Raw genomic sequence first — 15578 nt, forward strand, 5'->3', positions numbered from 1 at the left:
CTGGGGGCGCCGATCACAACTTCGGTGTCAGAAGAAAACTACCGCCAAAGGCGGGGGTTCGAACAGATCCGATCGGCCCACCGAAGGCGTCTTGATAGCCCCTGGACAGCGCGCGTCGGCCAGGCCTGGCGGGTATGGGCTGGGCGCTGCCAAAGTTGCGGCGGCACCCTAATTTTGGCTCGCGCTGCTGGTCGCTTCGGCTTTGGCCGCGCTCGCCCAGGACAACGGGTTGAGCGCGCGGAACGGGTCGCCTGCGCGAATGCTCAGCAACTCGGCCAGGATTGTTTCCAGAGCGTGCTGAGTGCTTTTCTTCACCGACTCGACCCACTCCTGGGCCGCTCTCCCATCCGGCTGCGTCGTGTCGATCGGCTCGCCAAAACGCAGGTACATCCGCTGGGGGCGGGGGATCAGGGTTGGTCCCATCCCGCGCATCAACGGCATCGCCATGTCGGAGCGGCCGGTCAGCTTCACGCTGACGGCCTGGCTGAGCCGGCCGAGCGCGCTGTCGCGGGTGACCATGCTCTTGTAGACATCGTCACCGCCGGCCAGTCCGACCGGAACGATCGGATAGTCGTTTTCGGCCGCGATGCGGGCGAATCCGTTGCGCCCATTCCAATTCAAGTGGTATTCCTCGCCCTTGAATTTCGCGATCTCGCGGCCTCCGCCGGGGAATACCAGAATGGTTTCGTTGTGCCGCATCAGTTCTCGTGCGCTTTCGGGCGCGCCGACGACGCCGCCGTAGGCGGTCATCAGGTCGTAACCAATGCCGCGGCGCCGCCCGAACCGGCGATCGGCCAGTGGACGCACTCGGCTGCCGATTGCCCGACGAACGAAGTGCGGAACCAGCAGCACCTCACCGCCGACAAACTGAGTGTGGTTGCCCACCAACAAGAATCGTCCGTTGGCGGGCAGTGTTTCCAGGCCGGTTACATGGGGCCGAAACAGGTCGATAAGCGGCGCAATCCCGTCTTGGGTCCGGTCTAGCGCACCGCGCAGGAACTCCACTCGGCGCGGCGGGCTCATTATTGCCTCGGTATCGATGCGTCCGCCCATGGCTTCCTCCGCTCGGATTCGTGCTCGGACTACCACGCTATCAAACGAACTAGTTCGTATGGCTATGATCATGCTGTGCGAACCACGGCTGAACTTCGCGAGACGATCCTGACCGCCGCTCGGTCCGAGTTCGCGCAATACGGCCTGGCCGGTGCCCGGATCGACCGCATCGCGCGGACCGCCGAGGCGAGCAAGGAGCGGCTCTACGCGCACTTCCAGGACAAGGAGGCGCTATTTCGCAGCGTTGTCGCCGCCGACATGGAGGAGTTCTTTGCCGCGGTGACGCTGCGTCCCGACGCGGTCCCCGAGTTCGTCGGCGACATCTACGACCTGGCCTGCCGCAGGCCCGAGCACCTGCGCATGATTACCTGGGCCAATCTAGAGGGTTTGGTCCTGGACCCGCCGCAGGTCGAGGGCGTGGAATCGGTCCAGGCGCGCGACGTCGGTGTGATCGAAGCGGCCCAAGCCGCCGGCCACGTCGACCCGCACTGGTATCCGATGGACTTGCTCGTCCTGTTGTTTGGGGTGGGTCTGGCCTGGGCGCAGTCGCCTCATCCCGATGCCGTCGCTACTGATCGCGCGGTTATCGAGGGGCGACGGGCAGCGGCCGTAGAGGCCGCTCGCCGCATCGTGGCTCCCACAAGGGGCATTTCGTGAAGTGCGCCGTCAGGGTTTCGAACCCCGGACCCGCTGATTAAGAGTCAGCTGCTCTACCAACTGAGCTAACGGCGCATCGGTCTGGCAAGACCGCGTTGCGACAATAACAGGCATCCCGGCGCAGAGGGAAATCTCCGGATCACACGGGGTGCAGTGCGATACTGGACCGCAGGAACGGAGCCTCATTCGCCGAGCTGGCGGTGATGAGGCAGTACAATGCTAGTAACAATCCGAGGTCAGCGGTGACCAAAGTAAGCGTGAGTATCTGGAAGGTCACTTGATGGCGCCTTTGAGCAGACGTCGATCGTGGCTGGCTGCGATCCTGATCCCGGTTGCTGTGCTGGCCGTCGCCTGCGGCGGCAGCAGTGCTACCCCCACCGCGACCAAGGTGATCGAGAACAAGGGCACCCCGTTTGCCGACCTGTTGGTGCCCAAGCTCACCGCATCGGTGACCGACGGGGCCGTCGGGGTCACCGTGGACGCACCGGTCACCGTGAGCGTCTCCGACGGTGTGTTGGCCGCGGTCACCATGGTCAACGAGAGCGGCAAGTCCATCAGCGGGAAACTCAGCTCCGACGGACTGCACTGGTCGACTGACGAGCCGCTCGGATACAACCGGCGCTATACGCTCAACGCCAAGGCGCTTGGCCTGGGCGGTGCCGCGACCCGCCAGATGACGTTCCAGACCAGTTCGCCGGCCCATCTGACGATGCCGTACGTGAGTCCCGCCGACGGTGAGGTTGTCGGCGTCGGTGAGCCGGTCGCGATCCGGTTCGACGAGAACATCGCCAACCGCCTGGCTGCCGAGAAGGCCATCAAGATCACCACCAAACCGGCCGTCGAGGGCGCCTTCTACTGGCTCAACAACCGCGAGGTGCGTTGGCGCCCAGAGCACTTCTGGAAGTCGGGGACCAGCGTTGATGTCGCGGTGAACACCTACGGTGTCGATCTGGGTGAGGGCATGTTCGGCGAGGACAACGTCAAGACGCACTTCACCATCGGCGACGAGGTGATTGCGACCGCCGACGACAACACGAAGATGCTGACCATCCTGGTCAACGGCGAGGTGGTCAAGACCATGCCGACCTCGATGGGCAAGGACAGCACCCCGACCGCCAACGGCATCTACATCGTGGGCGCGCGGTTCAAGCACATCATCATGGACTCTTCGACCTACGGCGTGCCGGTCAACTCACCCAATGGGTACCGCACCGATGTCAATTGGGCCACGCAGCTGTCCTATAGCGGTGTCTATGTGCACTCCGCGCCGTGGTCGGTCGGTGCCCAGGGCCACACGAACACCAGCCACGGGTGTCTGAATGTGAGCCCCAGCAACGCGGAGTGGTTCTATGACCACATCAAGACCGGCGACATCGTCGAGGTCGTCAACACCGTGGGAGGCACGCTGCCCGGCACTGAGGGGCTTGGCGACTGGAACATTCCCTGGGAGCAGTGGCGCGCCGGCAACGCCAACGCGTAACTCAGCCGCGCAGTACGGGACCCAGCGCCGAGAGCGGGATGTGCGCTACGACGGCTCCTCCGTCCATGGACCATTGTGCGGCCCCGGGCGTGAAGTCGATCGGCTCGTCATGACCCACCGGGTAGTCGGGCAGGTAGAGAACCAACTCGTCTGGGGTTAGTGCCCAAGCCCGGTAGCCGCCGGAATAGACCTTGTCGGGTGTCCACCGGTCGGCGACGAATGGGTAGGTTCCCGGGTCGTGCGGTGGCGCGGCCGCATCGAGTGCGGCCTGGATGTAGGGCTGGCCCAGCGGGGGAATTGCGGTAAGCGGATTCGAGGTCGTCAGGTCCGCCAGCTGCACTCGCCTCCCGCCCCCCGTGTCGAAGGTGAACGTGCGATAGGCGTTGTTGGGCTTGGGGCCGTCGGCGTGGTAATCCTCGTGGAACACGGCGCTGAGCATGCTGCCGTGCCGGAACACCTGGTAGTTCTCCTCGCCGAAGCTGTCCGCGACCATCTGTGCGCCCACAGATTTCCAGTTGGTGACCAGGGTGCGCAGATAGTCGCGGACCACCGGACCTGCCGTCGCATCGTCGATGAGGTCAGCGGGCACCGCCACTTTGATATCGCGGACCGCTTTGCGTTCGGAGACCACCGAGGTATGGCAGTACTGGCCGTCCCAGTCGCCACCGAGCTCCCGCAGAACGACGAAGCTGATGCCCGCGCCGTTGGCGGGCTGACGAACCCCGAGGTTGCTGCCGCTACGACCAGCGTCAGTGTCGTGAGCAATCGTGTGATCGGCATGGGTTGGCTCCGAACGGTTTAGAGCAGCTGGACTTTGCTGGCCAGCCAGCGTCCGTCGACCTTTTCCATGGTCATCTTGATCCGGCTGCGATCGATGCGCGGGTCCGGTACCGCCATGTTGGTCACGGTTAGGTCGACAAAGACCAGCACGACGACCTTGTTCACGGTTTCGGAGGCAACTGCGGAATCCACCACGACGCCATGGGCACTGGCCTTGTTGTCGATCAGCAACTGACGCAGCTGAACGCTGGACTGCGTATACATGTCCTTGAACTCGCCGGTCGCCCCGTCGAGCACTTGACGGAAGTTCTGGTCGACGTTGTTGGAATCAATGCTGGTCAGCACTTGGGCGTAGGCGATGGCGGCTTGTTGAGCCTGCTGGCCCGCCAGCTTCACCTGGCGCTGCTGCCATTGCTGCCAGCCCAGGAATGCCGAAAGCGCCAGTGCACCAGCGAGCAACAGCGGCATTGCGCCGCGCCGTAGATACCGCGCCCAGGAGCGGTTTGGGCGCGCCGCCTTTTCGCGCTTGTCCGCCAGCAGCGTGTTGTCCTCGTCGTCGTCCGCCGACTCGGCCTCGGCGTGCTCAACCGAGTCGACTTCGATGTCTGGGGTCTGTGAGGTGTCTTCGGTGTCTTGGTTGTCCTCCGACGAGGCAGCGGGTTCCTCGGACTGGGTTTCGTCGTCTTTCTCCGTGGTAGCGACCACAATCATCTCCTTGCGTTGGACGTGGTGTCGTGCTCAGTGAGGCGGTTCGATCGGCAGCACCGGCCCCCCGTAGGGGGTGGGAATGGTGAAGCGGCCCCGCGGCGTTGGATCGGTTCGCCGGCCCAGATCTGCCCCGGGCGGTGGTCCGGCAGTATCGTCACCGCCCGGGCGCGGCGCGTTCTTGGCTCCTCGAATCGAGACCGCGGGGTCGTCGTCGCGGCAGTAGGTGTACATGAACGGTTCGGGATAGTCGGCCGCCGAAGGCAGATACGACGGGGTGCCGTAGTCGCAGGTGTAGCGCGGATAGAGTTCGGCCGTCGCCCAGACGCCGTGGTCGTGGAAAGCGCTTGCCAGAGCGTCCAGCACCGATCCTCGATAGTCGGGGAACAGCGCGTTGAGCGCCGGTACCCGCAGGTAGAGCAGCTGCGCGCCGGTAGCCATGCTGCCCAGTAACTGCACCATCGTGTCGGAGTTATCGGCGAACAAGTGGTCGATGGCCGCCAGGGTGTGCGGTGTCCGCTCGGTGAGGCTCCGATACCCGCCTTGCATTCTGGCCACGCCGGCCAGGGTCCGATCCAGTGTCACGGCGGTCGCGGCCAGCCCGGCATTCTTGTCGGCTATCAGGTTCAGCACCACCCGGCTGGTCCTGATAATGCTGGTGGTTTCGGGCAACACCGAATCGAGCGTCGACAGCAGGAACGTGCCGCCATCAACAATGGCGGCAAGCTTTTTCGACCCCGCCTGGCTCAGGCTCAGTTCCTTCTTGATCAGCTCGACCTGGTGCGGGTCGATCTGCGCGAGCAATCCGTTGGCATCACCGAGCAACTGCGCGAGGCTGACCGGGACCCTCGCCTGATTAACTCCGATCACTGCGCCCTCGCTTAGATAGGGCCCGGTGTCGGATTCGGGTTCGAAATCGAGGAACTGCTCACCAGCCGGAGACAGCGCCGACACATGAACGGTGCTGGACGCCGGAATCTTTACCTGCGATGTGATGCTGGCGATGGCATCGACACCCGATTCGGTGAGGTGCAGCGACTCGATTCGTCCGATCCGCACACCACGCAGTGCGACGTCCTGATTGGGCAGTAGGCCACCGGATTCCGGTAGCGAGACGGTAACCCGGTAGCTCGAGGCGAACGGCGTCAGCCGCAACGCGCCGACCAGCAAGTAGGCGGCCGCGACGACGAGGGTGAGAACCAGCCCCGCCACCGACAGCCACGTCTGCTGACGATGTCCCGCCCGCACCACGCGGACAACGGCATTGGCGATCGGCGTGATCACGGTGGGGGTCCCGGCGGTTGGGGGGACAGGGGAGGAGCGATCTGGATTTCGCCCGGAACCTCCGGGTCGGGCATCACCGGCAGCTGCGGCGAACCCGGTCCTCGCCCGACCACTCGTTCCTGCAGCCGCCACAGCGCGTACTTCAACGAGCCGATGAACTGGTTCCAGTTGTAGCGGTGCGGTCCGTGCAATCCGACGTAGCCGGGGAAGCCGATGTCGGGTATCGATCCGAGCACCAGCCGGTCCACGCTGGCGCGCACCGAAAGTGCGCCCCGAGCAGTGGATTTAACCATCGGCGGGATCATCCGGTTCAAGGCCAGCCAGCTGGTGTCGGGGCTGACCGCGATGTCGTTGGCGGCCCCGGCAATCGTGTTGAGGTCTCGGATCATGCTGCGGCCGCTGGTGTCGGTTCCGCCCAATGCTGGGAACCTGGCCAGCAGGCGGGTGGTGTCGCCGACCTGGACGACCAGGTTGGACAGCTCCCCGGTGTTGGCGGCCAGGGCGTCGGCGGCAGGCTCGGCGGCGGCCATCAACTCGGTGACGGCCTGGTTCTTGGCATCGAGTTGTTCCGCCAGGCTGGCTAATTCGCTCAGGCCAGTCGAGATCTGCTCAGACCGCGAGTCCAGCGTGGCCAGCAGCCGGTTGGACTTGCGAATGAGATTTCCGAATGCCTGGCCCTGGTCGCCCGTGGCGTTGCCGAAGCCGTTGATCATGTTGGTGAAATTGCGTATTGCTCCGCCGTTGACCAGGATTGCCGCAGAGCTCAGCACCGATTCCACGGTTGCGGCCGCCGTCGTGGAATCCAACCCGATGGTGTCGCCGTCCTTCAACATCGCCGCCTCGGTACCGGCTCCCGCGGGTGGGCGCAACGCCACGAACACATCACCGAGCGGGGTGGCGGTCCGCAACTCCGCCGTGCTGCCCCGAGGCAGCCGAACGTCATCGGTAATGCGCAGCCTCGTCACCGCCGTGTAGTTGCGCGCGACCATTGACTCGACCTGTCCGACGTCGGCGCCGGCGAGCTTGACCTTCGCGTTCATCGGCAGGTTGAGCGCGTCGGCGAACACTGCGGTCAGCGTGTAACCCCCGGAGCCCAGTGTCGGAGCCGGAAGGGGAAGGCTATCAAGGCCGTTAGCGGCACATCCGGAGCTGAGCAGCGTGGTCACCGCGATCGCGGCGGCGGCTTTCCCGAACCCGCTCATCACTTCTGCCCCATGGTGGCCATGCCGTCCAGCACGAAGGTCAGGCCGAAGTCGGGCCCGAAATCCTGCAGGGTCCCAGTGCTGCATCCCAGCTGCCTCAAGCCCATCATGTTGCAGACCTCTTTGGTCAGCTGGCTGTCGAATATCATTCTGTCGGTGAGGAAGTGAGCTCGAACGGCACCGTTGGCCCGGTCGATGGCGTTGTACCCGTTGTCGGCCACCAGCGGCGCGAGATCAAGTATTTCCGCGAGATCCCGCTGCTGGTCGCTGACCGTCTGCAATGTGGTGTTGCCGTTGAGAACGGTCTGTCGGATCGCCTCGCGGTTGGCATCGAGCAGGTCACCGGCACGCTGCACCAGTTGATCGAGCCGCTTGCCGGTGTTGCCGCCGCCGATATCCTCGTCGGCCAGAATCTGGCTGACCTGATGGATCGTCGAGGCAAACTCCCGGAGCTTTGCGTCGTTGGCTGCTGCGGCGTCGAACAAGGAGCTGACGTTTCTGATGATCGTCGTGATCTGTTCGCGGGTCTGGGCGCCGCCGTCGCTGCTGAGCCGGAGCGCCCGCGACAGGGCGTCAAGGGCTCCCTTGATCTTGGCGCCGTTCCCGTCGACGATCTCGGTACCCCCGCTCAGCACATCGGCGACGGGACCACTGCCGTGACCATCGCCTTGCAGCGACTTGGTCACCTTGTCGAGAACGCTGAGCACCCGACTGAATTCGACGGGAGTTTTGGTGCGGGTCAAGCCGATGGTGTCGTGGCTTTGCAGCACCGGGCCACCCCGATAGGGCGGCGTGAGTTCGATCTGCCGGTCGGTGAGGATGGAGGTCGACACCGTGACGGCTTGGGCGTCGGCGGGAATCTTGACCTTGCGATCGATGGTGAATTCGACTTCGACGCAGCCGCCTTTGGGCCTGATCTTGGTGACCTGGCCGACCGGCATACCCAAGACAGCCACCACGTTGCCCTCATACAGCCCCGAGGCGCTGTCGAACTGGGCTGTCACGGTCATCGGGTCATCATCGGCACCCATCCGCCACCACCCGGCACCGGCCAGCGCGACCACCGCCAGCACGGCGGCGACGACGGCGAGGATCTTGACCTTGCTGGTTGTCATTTGCAGTCCTTGAAATAGGGAATCATCCCGAACTGCTCGGCGCGGCCGCTGATCGCACACATCCATGAATCCACCAGCAGCAGGCCATTGGGTGCGTTGAAGTTGACGGCGTTGCCATCGCCGGTGATGTTGGTCGCCTCGCGGAAGAAGATCGGGCTGATCTGCAGCAGATTGCTCAACAGGTCGTCGTGTTGTGCCAACAGACCGGTGAACTCACGCATGTCTTTCAGCAGCGCATCCACGCCCGGGCGGTCGCCGATGATCTGGCGCAAGGTGCCGACGAAGCCGTCGAGGGATCGCATCATCGCGTGGAAGACGGCGCGCCGCGCGACGAACTGGCCCATCAGGTCCTGTCCCTGGTTGACCAGGCCGCCGATGGTGGAAAGCTGCCGACGCAAGGTATTGGTGACCTGCTCGGTGCTCTCGAGCAGCTGGCCCAATTGATCGCGGCGGGTGGCGATGATCGAGGACAGCGAGTCGATGTTGGCCACCGCCTGCGGCACCACCGGCGGTAGCTTGTCGAGCTGCCTGCCCAGCACGGTAAGCGACTGCGCGAATCGGTCCGAGTCGACCTGCTCGAAAGTTGTTGTCGCGTCTTTCAACGCGGCCTGCAGATCGTAGGGAACCGCGGTGTGTGCCAAGTCGAAGGTGTGGTCGGGAAGCGACGCCGCGCCGTCGGGCTCGATGGCCAGATAGCGGGATCCGAGAATGGTGGTGACTCTGATGGTGGCCGTGGAGTCCTTGCCCAGCACCACGTCATCGCGGATCCGCAGACCCGCCTCGACGTGATCACCGACGAGCTTCATGCTGGTGACGGTGCCGACCGGGATGCCCGCGATGGCGATCGGGTTACCGGCTCGCAGCGCAGCCGCCTGCAGAAACTCCGCCGTGTAGCGCCGATATCCGGCTCCGGCCAGATGCACCACCAGCATGGCCGCGATCACCACCGCGACCACCGCGACGGCGGCAAACCCCAGCCAGGTCTTGTTGTAGCTCTCCAGCGGGCGCCTCTGCAACGCGGAAAGCCTGTGGCGCAGCGATGAATCAGCCATCAGCCATGCTCCGGCATCGCGGCGTGTGCCGGGCTTGGTTCCCCGGGGTCGCAGCGTTGACGATGATCGGCATGACGTCGTTGAGGCCGGGGAAGAATCCGAAGGCGTTGATGTCGCATACGTATGCGTTGCCGTAGGCGCCCCGGTTGCCTACGCGGGTTAGTCCTTTCAACAGCAGCGGAATGTTGTCGCCGAAGAATGCCACCTGGGGCTCGACGCTGAGAATATGGCGGGTGGCGCCGGGCTGGCGGTCGATGAACTCACGCAGTTGCGGGTATACGTCGTTGGCGGAGGCGGATAGTCGCTCTAGTACCCGGGCCAGGGAGCCGATTGAGGAAACCAGCTCTGGACGGCGCTGGTCGAGGGTAGACACCACCTCCCGGGTATCGGTGATCACGCCGTCGAGGTTGTCGTTCTGCTGAGCCAGGTTGTAGATCACCTTGTTCAGGTTGGTGATCACATCGCCAAGCGCCTGGTCGCGGCCGGCGAATGTCTCGGTGAGCGTGGATGTCTGGCTGACCAATGTGGCCAGCGAGGCGGTGTCGCCCTGCAGCGACTCGATGATGCCCTTGGTGAGGTTGTCGGCGTCACGTGGGTTCAACAGGCTGAACAGCGGCTCGTAACCGTTGAGCAGCGCCGTGACGTCGAAGGATGGTTCGGCGCGCTGCACGGGGATGACACTGCTCGGCGCGAGCTGATCCGGACTGCCCTTCTTGCCCAACGACAGCCCGAGGTAACGTTGCCCGACGATGTTCTGGTAGGTCACCGAGGCGACCGTGTTGCCGAAGAGTCGTTGCTCGTTTTGTACAACGAACCGCACCTTCGCCAGTTTCCCTTCAAGGTCGATCTTTTCGACCCGGCCGACCCGAACGCCGGCCATGCGGACGTCGTCGCCTTCACGCAGCCCGTACACGTCGGTGAACACCGCCGCATACGCCACGGTCTTTCCGGCGACTTCACGTCGCAGGCTGACATAGACCATCCAGGTGAGTGCCACCGCAACGACCATGAATAGGGAAAGCCCGATGAGCGGACCGCGAAACTTCATCGTGGCTCCCCACCCGCACCCGAATTACGTAGCGACACAACCGTCCCACGGGCGAGTGGTCCCAGCAGCAATTCGGTGGCGACGGTGGCGGGCCGGCCAGTGATCAGGGCGAGTGCGTCGCGCTCCTGGCGGCTGCCGACGGGACCGACGTTGCCGCCGAATGCCGACGGCGCAGCGGCCCCTGGTGGCGCGGGTGGCGCGGGTGGCGCATCGTCAGGGTCCCCGGTCCCCGGTCCCCGGCACCCGCGGTGATGGAGTCAACCATGCGGGCAACGGTGGATTGGGATCGGTCAGATTGGGGCTCGGGTTGATCAGCGGCGGGCCGAGGGCCACCAGGTTGCCGTCTGGACCGACAGCGGTCCCCGGTGGCGGTGCCAGATCTTTGGGTGGTTGATAGTTCTGCGGCAGCAGCACTTCCGGTAGGTCGGGCCGAACCGGAACCAGCGGCGCCGTGAAGCAGCTGGGCCCCTTGAGTTCGCCGTAGCGCGGGCAGTCCGCGCGCGTGTATGAGTGGCTGGGCGTGAACGACAGGTTCACCCGCATGTTTCCGGTGTTGTTCTCGGGCATCCAGACTTCGTCCATGAACTTGGTGGCCAGGTTGTCCAGTTTGATGACCGCGGGCAGAAAATTGTCGGACTGCTGCGCCAGCACGCCCAGCACCGGAGTGAAGTCGGTGGTGATCTGGATCAGCTGATCGATGTGGTTGCCCAACGATTGCTGCGCGGTCCCGATGGTGTGGTCGGCGCCGGCGAGCAGGGCGGCGAGCTGTGCACGGGTCTCGGCGAACGTCTTCATCGGCTCCACGGCCTGGTGCAACGCCTCGACGAGTTCGGGTGCGCTGGCCTGCAATCCGCGGGTCGCGTCGATGAGCGCGGCGACCGTTGAGGGTTCCGAATCGGTGGCGACGATCGAATTGAGTTGATCGAGAAGGCGATTGAGCTGAGCTCCACCGCTGAGTAAGGGCGCACGGCGATGGTCGGTGGCGGCCGCGATCGCAGCGAGGATTCCCAGCGAGTTATCCTCACGACCGCGTCCGGCCGCAGCGAGCAGATCGCGCAGCTTACTGACGGTGGTTTGAAAAAGTACCGTGGGTAGCCGGCTGTCTTCGGGGATGTGCGTCCCGGCCCGGATGGCAGGTTGGCGACCACGCGGTGCGGGTGCGTCGATCAGCTGCACGGACGACACGGCGAAAACGCTACTGGGAACGACGCGAGCGGTTACCGCCGCCGGAATCGATGCGGCGTATTCGGGTTTGAGATTGATGTGGACGTAGTTGGGCCGCCCGTTGGCCGCCGGAGCCACGCCGTCCACCATGCCGACCAGCACGCCGTGGTACTTGACGTCAGATCTCTTGGGCAGGCCGTCGCCCACGTTGCGCAGGTCCGCGGTTACGCGCACGTAGTCGTTGAGCCGGCCGGTCGATTTGACCAGCAGCGCAATGGTCAGCACCGCCGCCAGCAGCACAACCACCAGTCCGATGCCGATCAGCTGGCGATCCGACGGGCCACGCCCGTCTGACTCAATGGAATTGGGCATCTGTCATCAACCTGACCATCTACCTAGCCGCCGAACCGTGCCCCGGAGTCGACGCCCCACAGTGCCATGGTGATCAGCATGTTCACCATGATCACGACGGTGATGCTGGCCCGCATGCCATGTCGCGCGGCAACACCGACCCCCTCGGGGCCGCCGCTGGCGTAGAAGCCGTAGTAGCACTGGATAGTGGAAGCGATCCACACGAAGATGACGGTCTTGAGCAACGAATAGAAGATGTCCTGACCGGCCAGCATCAGCGAGAAGTAGTGCAAATAGGAGCCGGTGGAGCCACCGCTGCTGATGCCTACCACCACTTGGGTGGTCAGGTAGCCGATGGCCAGACAAGCGGCATAGAGCGGGATCATCGCGACGATCGAGGCAACCAGGCGAGTCGTCACCAAGAACGGGATCGGGCGGATCGCAATCGATTCCCTCGCGTCGATCTCTTCGGCGATGCGCACCGAACCCAGCTGTGCGGTGAACCGGCAGCCGGCTTGCATCGCAAACGCCAGTGACGCCATCAGGGGAGCCAACTCGCGGGTGTTGACCAACGATGAGATCAAGCCGGTTGCGGGGCCCAGGCCAAGCAGATCGAGGAAGTTGTAACCCTCGATGCCCAGCAGCGCGCCAACGGTCATGCCGAGCACCACCGCCACCCCGGCGGTACCGCCCCCCACCACAATCGAGCCGTTGCCCCAGGTGATGTTGGACAACAGCCGCAGAAACTCGCCGCGGTATTGGCGCACCGCGATCGGCACTCCGGCCAGTACCCGGAAGAAGAAGACCAGCATGTGGCCCAGCCGAATGATCGGCTTGGTGGTCCTGCGGTAGAGCCGAACCACCTGCTCGGTGATGGGCGCTAGCGGCCGGTAGGCGGAAACCGTCATGTCACAGCCCCGTCCGGGGAGCCAGCATGACGTGCAACTAGCTGATCGAGACGTTGACGATCATCAGCACCAGGATCGACTCGACGACCGCCGCGTTCACCGAGTTCGCCACGCCCGTCGGCCCGCCCTTGGTGGACAGGCCCTTCTGGGCCGATACGACCGCCACGATGGCGCCGAAGATGACGGCCTTGAACAGCGCCAGAAACATGTCGTCGGTCGTCGCGAAAGACGCGAACGTTGCCACGAAGCTGCCCGGTGCCCCGTTCTGGAAGTACACGTTGAACATGTAGCTGGCGAAATAGCCGACGAAGCACACGACACCGGTCAGCGCGACACCGATCATGATCGCGGCGGCAAAGCGCGGCACCACCAGGCGCCGGATCACCGATACGCCCATCACTTCCATAGCGTCGGTCTCTTCGCGCATCGTTCGCGAACCTAGGTCGGCGGTGATGGCCGATCCGACAGCCGACGCCATCAGGACGGTCGCCACCAGCGAGGCTCCTTGCCGGATGACCGCCAGGCCGCTGGCGGCTCCGGCCAGTGAGGTGGCCCCGACCTGGCCGGCGAGCAGCGCGAACTGAATCGACAACGTGACGCTGATCGGCAGCGAAACCAGGATCGTCGGCAGCACCGCGGTCCCTGCCATGAAGGCGCCTTGGCGGACGAACTCTTGCCACTGGAAGCGGCCGGTGACCAGATCGACGAAGAAGTACTGGATGGTGCGCACCCCGAGGACGAACTGTTCACCGACGGTGGTGAGTGCGGCTAGTGGGTGGCGCCTAACGTAGCCGGCGGCCCAGTCACCGATGGCGGCAACGCCGTCGTCATTGCGTGAACCGAGCAGTGCGGGCTCGGGTTGGGTGGTTATCGCGGTGCAACCAACGGCGTCGTGAGCAAACCCGGGCCGCGCCTCATCGCGTGCTAGCGCCCGACTCCATTGGCGCCCTCCCCACCGCTTTTGTCCTACATCGTCCAGCAGAAGTTATCGGGCGCCATGGAGCGAGTCTTGCCTGGGGTGGCGCGCTCGGGTTCCGCGACTCTGCAGCTCAGTATGGTATGCGGTAACACGCAGGCCTAGTCGATAGGCACTTTCAATAGTGTAGAAACGTTCATCCGCGATGATCTACCATCAGCGCGGAAGGCATAATCGCCTTGCTGTTCCGGGATGGCGTCCGAGGGTGATGGTATGAATCCAGCAAACATTGGTTCGCTGCGAGACCGTCGGCGCGCCGAGTTGTTTTCGCTGATTCAGCAGACCGCCCACCGACTCTTTGCCGAGCGTGGATTCGACGCGGTGACGACCGAAGACATTGCCGCGGCGGCTGGAGTCTCCATCAGCACCTACTTTCGGCACGCCCCCACCAAGGAGGGACTGCTGGTCGATCCGGTCCGGCAGGCCATCACCGAGATCGTCAGCTCCTACCGCAGCTGGCCCGCGGATGAATCCGCGGTCGAGGCCTTGATCGCGTTGTTCGTCAGCTACGCCAGGGACGCCGGTGATCTCAAACTGGATACCTGGCGCCGGGCGATCGCGACCGCTCCCTACTTGTTGAGCAAGTCGGCTTTGGTGAGCGAAGACGACCAGCACCGCTTCATCGAGCACGTCGCTTCCCGAATGGGAGTCGACGCGCGCACCGACATTCGACCGGCATTGCTGGTCCACACGAGCCTGGCCACAGTGAAATTCGTATTCGATCGCTGGCTGAGCACGGATCCGCCGTCCAGCCCGATATTTCACGTCCAGATGGGCCAGGCGCTGCGGATCGCGCTCGCCGGATTCCGGTAATGCGATCAGGCATCTCCCGTCGAGTCGCGAAGCGGAGCCCAACTTCGTGGTGCGCCACGATATTTGGGTGCGTCCAAGCGGGAGCGGCTCAAACCCCCGCGCCAGTGCGTGCAGCTTTGAAAGGATGAGGCCGTGCATCCACCACCGCAGGCATCACTGCACCCGTTGACGACCCCCCGAGCCGCGGCGCTGGCTGGAGTGGTCTTTGCACTGCTGTTCGGTGCCGTCATCATCCTGATTCGCACCAGAATGCCTGAGGGTGAGGGGGATACCGCGGGCTGGCTCAACAACGAGCACGGCGGGATCGCGACCGCTGCCATGCTGATGCCGTTCGCGGGGATCAGCTTCTTGTGGTTCATCGGGGTGGTGCGTGATGGCTTCGGCTGCTATGAGGACCGGTTTTTCGCGACGGTGTTTCTGGGCAGCGGCTTGCTGTTCTTGGTGATGATCTTCGTCATGACGGCGGCGTCGGCCGGGCTGGTGGCCAGCAATGCCAATGTCGTCGACCCGGCCGCGCATGCCGAGGTGGTCAGGTTTGGCAAGGCGGTGGTGCTGACTGCCAGCAAGACCTACGCGCTGCGGATGGCGGCGGTGTTCATGATCTCGCTGGCGACGATCTGGCTGCGGACCGGCTTGATGCCGCGCTGGCTGGCCGGAATCAGTTACGCGGCCGCCGCGGCCCTGTTGACCGTCAGTGACGTCAGCATGTGGGTGACGCTGATGTTTCCCGCGTGGGTGCTGCTGGTCAGCGGCCTGATCTTGGCCAGATCGCAACGAATCCACGAGATGCGCGCAGACACCCAAACCAGCTCCGGGTCTCCAACGGCGTCATGAGGGCGTCCCGAGGGCCATCCAAAGCAAAAGGTCAGAGGGCGGGAAACGCCCTCTGACCAGTGGGGTGAGTGACGGGACTCGAACCCGCGACCCCCAGGATCACAACCTGGTGCTCTACCAACTGAACTACACTCACCATGGCCGTCGCCCGCCCCG

At 64.3% G+C, this 15578-nt stretch carries 13 protein-coding genes, 2 tRNA genes and 2 pseudogenes; 4 read left to right on the top strand and 13 right to left on the bottom strand.

Annotated features, from left to right (window positions below):
• Window positions 1-168: 168 nt before the first annotated feature.
• Window positions 169-1053 (bottom strand): lysophospholipid acyltransferase family protein, encoded by an 885-nt coding sequence (locus MMSP_RS10945; protein WP_020786660.1) that lies wholly within the window; start codon window positions 1051-1053, stop codon window positions 169-171.
• A gap of 75 nt (window positions 1054-1128) precedes the next feature.
• Between MMSP_RS10945 and MMSP_RS10950 the strand changes: the two genes are divergently transcribed.
• A complete protein-coding gene (locus tag MMSP_RS10950) occupies window positions 1129-1710 on the top strand; it encodes a TetR/AcrR family transcriptional regulator (protein ID WP_020786661.1) in 582 nt (193 codons plus the stop codon).
• A 2-nt stretch (window positions 1711-1712) separates the two neighbouring features.
• Here MMSP_RS10950 and MMSP_RS10955 read toward each other — a convergent pair.
• Window positions 1713-1785, bottom strand: a tRNA-Lys gene (locus MMSP_RS10955).
• 205 nt (window positions 1786-1990) lie between these two features.
• Here MMSP_RS10955 and MMSP_RS10960 point away from each other — a divergent pair.
• Window positions 1991-3190 (top strand): Ig-like domain-containing protein, encoded by a 1200-nt coding sequence (locus MMSP_RS10960; protein ID WP_020786662.1) that lies wholly within the window; start codon window positions 1991-1993, stop codon window positions 3188-3190.
• 1 nt (window position 3191) lies between these two features.
• On the opposite strand, the pseudogene MMSP_RS10965 reads toward MMSP_RS10960, so the two are convergent.
• The 10 genes and pseudogenes from MMSP_RS10965 to MMSP_RS11010 form a co-directional block, all read right to left on the bottom strand.
• Window positions 3192-3970, bottom strand: a pseudogene (locus MMSP_RS10965) (mannan-binding family protein).
• Between the two features lie 18 nt (window positions 3971-3988).
• Complete coding sequence (locus MMSP_RS10970; protein ID WP_036426429.1) at window positions 3989-4681, bottom strand: hypothetical protein; 693 nt, start codon at window positions 4679-4681, stop codon at window positions 3989-3991.
• 27 nt (window positions 4682-4708) lie between these two features.
• Complete coding sequence (locus MMSP_RS10975; protein ID WP_020786665.1) at window positions 4709-5959, bottom strand: MlaD family protein; 1251 nt, start codon at window positions 5957-5959, stop codon at window positions 4709-4711.
• Window positions 5956-7161, bottom strand: a complete 1206-nt coding sequence (locus tag MMSP_RS10980) for an MlaD family protein (protein WP_020786666.1) — start codon at window positions 7159-7161, stop codon at window positions 5956-5958. The genes MMSP_RS10975 and MMSP_RS10980 overlap by 4 nt, the downstream gene beginning before the upstream one ends.
• Window positions 7161-8276, bottom strand: a complete 1116-nt coding sequence (locus MMSP_RS10985; protein ID WP_020786667.1) for an MCE family protein — start codon at window positions 8274-8276, stop codon at window positions 7161-7163. The genes MMSP_RS10980 and MMSP_RS10985 overlap by 1 nt, the downstream gene beginning before the upstream one ends.
• Window positions 8273-9328 carry an MCE family protein gene (locus MMSP_RS10990; RefSeq protein WP_020786668.1) on the bottom strand — a complete coding sequence of 352 codons (1056 nt, stop codon included), beginning with the start codon at window positions 9326-9328 and terminating at the stop codon, window positions 8273-8275. Before MMSP_RS10990 ends, MMSP_RS10985 begins: the two co-directional genes overlap by 4 nt.
• Window positions 9321-10376 (bottom strand): MlaD family protein, encoded by a 1056-nt coding sequence (locus MMSP_RS10995; RefSeq protein WP_020786669.1) that lies wholly within the window; start codon window positions 10374-10376, stop codon window positions 9321-9323. Before MMSP_RS10995 ends, MMSP_RS10990 begins: the two co-directional genes overlap by 8 nt.
• Window positions 10373-11912: pseudogene (locus MMSP_RS11000) on the bottom strand (MlaD family protein). Before MMSP_RS11000 ends, MMSP_RS10995 begins: the two are co-directional and overlap by 4 nt.
• 23 nt (window positions 11913-11935) lie before the next feature.
• The gene (locus tag MMSP_RS11005) at window positions 11936-12799 is read right to left on the bottom strand and encodes an ABC transporter permease (protein ID WP_020786671.1); all 864 of its coding nucleotides are present in this window, start codon (window positions 12797-12799) and stop codon (window positions 11936-11938) included.
• Between the two features lie 37 nt (window positions 12800-12836).
• Complete coding sequence (locus MMSP_RS11010; RefSeq protein WP_051153658.1) at window positions 12837-13670, bottom strand: ABC transporter permease; 834 nt, start codon at window positions 13668-13670, stop codon at window positions 12837-12839.
• A 318-nt stretch (window positions 13671-13988) separates the two neighbouring features.
• Between MMSP_RS11010 and MMSP_RS11015 the strand changes: the two genes are divergently transcribed.
• Together MMSP_RS11015 and MMSP_RS11020 are read left to right on the top strand one after the other, a co-directional pair.
• On the top strand, window positions 13989-14588 hold the full coding sequence (locus MMSP_RS11015; protein ID WP_020786673.1) for a TetR/AcrR family transcriptional regulator: 600 nt from the start codon (window positions 13989-13991) through the stop codon (window positions 14586-14588).
• A 132-nt stretch (window positions 14589-14720) separates the two neighbouring features.
• On the top strand, window positions 14721-15422 hold the full coding sequence (locus tag MMSP_RS11020) for a hypothetical protein (protein WP_020786674.1): 702 nt from the start codon (window positions 14721-14723) through the stop codon (window positions 15420-15422).
• A 60-nt stretch (window positions 15423-15482) separates the two neighbouring features.
• On the opposite strand, the gene MMSP_RS11025 is transcribed toward MMSP_RS11020, so the two are convergent.
• Window positions 15483-15558, bottom strand: a tRNA-His gene (locus MMSP_RS11025).
• Window positions 15559-15578 lie beyond the last annotated feature (20 nt).

It is taken from the genome of Mycobacterium sp. 012931 (assembly GCF_000419295.1).
GTDB lineage: Bacteria > Actinomycetota > Actinomycetes > Mycobacteriales > Mycobacteriaceae > Mycobacterium > Mycobacterium marinum.

What these genes read in the sequence shown, in the direction of transcription:
- MMSP_RS10970 (WP_036426429.1), bottom strand. Translation starts at nt 4,681, where the DNA reads ATGATTGTGGTCGCTACCACGGAGAAAGACGACGAAACCCAGTCCGAG.
- MMSP_RS11005 (WP_020786671.1), bottom strand. Translation starts at nt 12,799, where the DNA reads ATGACGGTTTCCGCCTACCGGCCGCTAGCGCCCATCACCGAGCAGGTG.
- MMSP_RS10990 (WP_020786668.1), bottom strand. Translation starts at nt 9,328, where the DNA reads ATGGCTGATTCATCGCTGCGCCACAGGCTTTCCGCGTTGCAGAGGCGC.
- MMSP_RS10995 (WP_020786669.1), bottom strand. Translation starts at nt 10,376, where the DNA reads ATGAAGTTTCGCGGTCCGCTCATCGGGCTTTCCCTATTCATGGTCGTT.
- MMSP_RS10960 (WP_020786662.1), top strand. Translation starts at nt 1,991, where the DNA reads ATGGCGCCTTTGAGCAGACGTCGATCGTGGCTGGCTGCGATCCTGATC.
- MMSP_RS10980 (WP_020786666.1), bottom strand. Translation starts at nt 7,161, where the DNA reads ATGAGCGGGTTCGGGAAAGCCGCCGCCGCGATCGCGGTGACCACGCTG.
- MMSP_RS10985 (WP_020786667.1), bottom strand. Translation starts at nt 8,276, where the DNA reads ATGACAACCAGCAAGGTCAAGATCCTCGCCGTCGTCGCCGCCGTGCTG.
- MMSP_RS11015 (WP_020786673.1), top strand. Translation starts at nt 13,989, where the DNA reads ATGAATCCAGCAAACATTGGTTCGCTGCGAGACCGTCGGCGCGCCGAG.
- MMSP_RS10945 (WP_020786660.1), bottom strand. Translation starts at nt 1,053, where the DNA reads ATGGGCGGACGCATCGATACCGAGGCAATAATGAGCCCGCCGCGCCGA.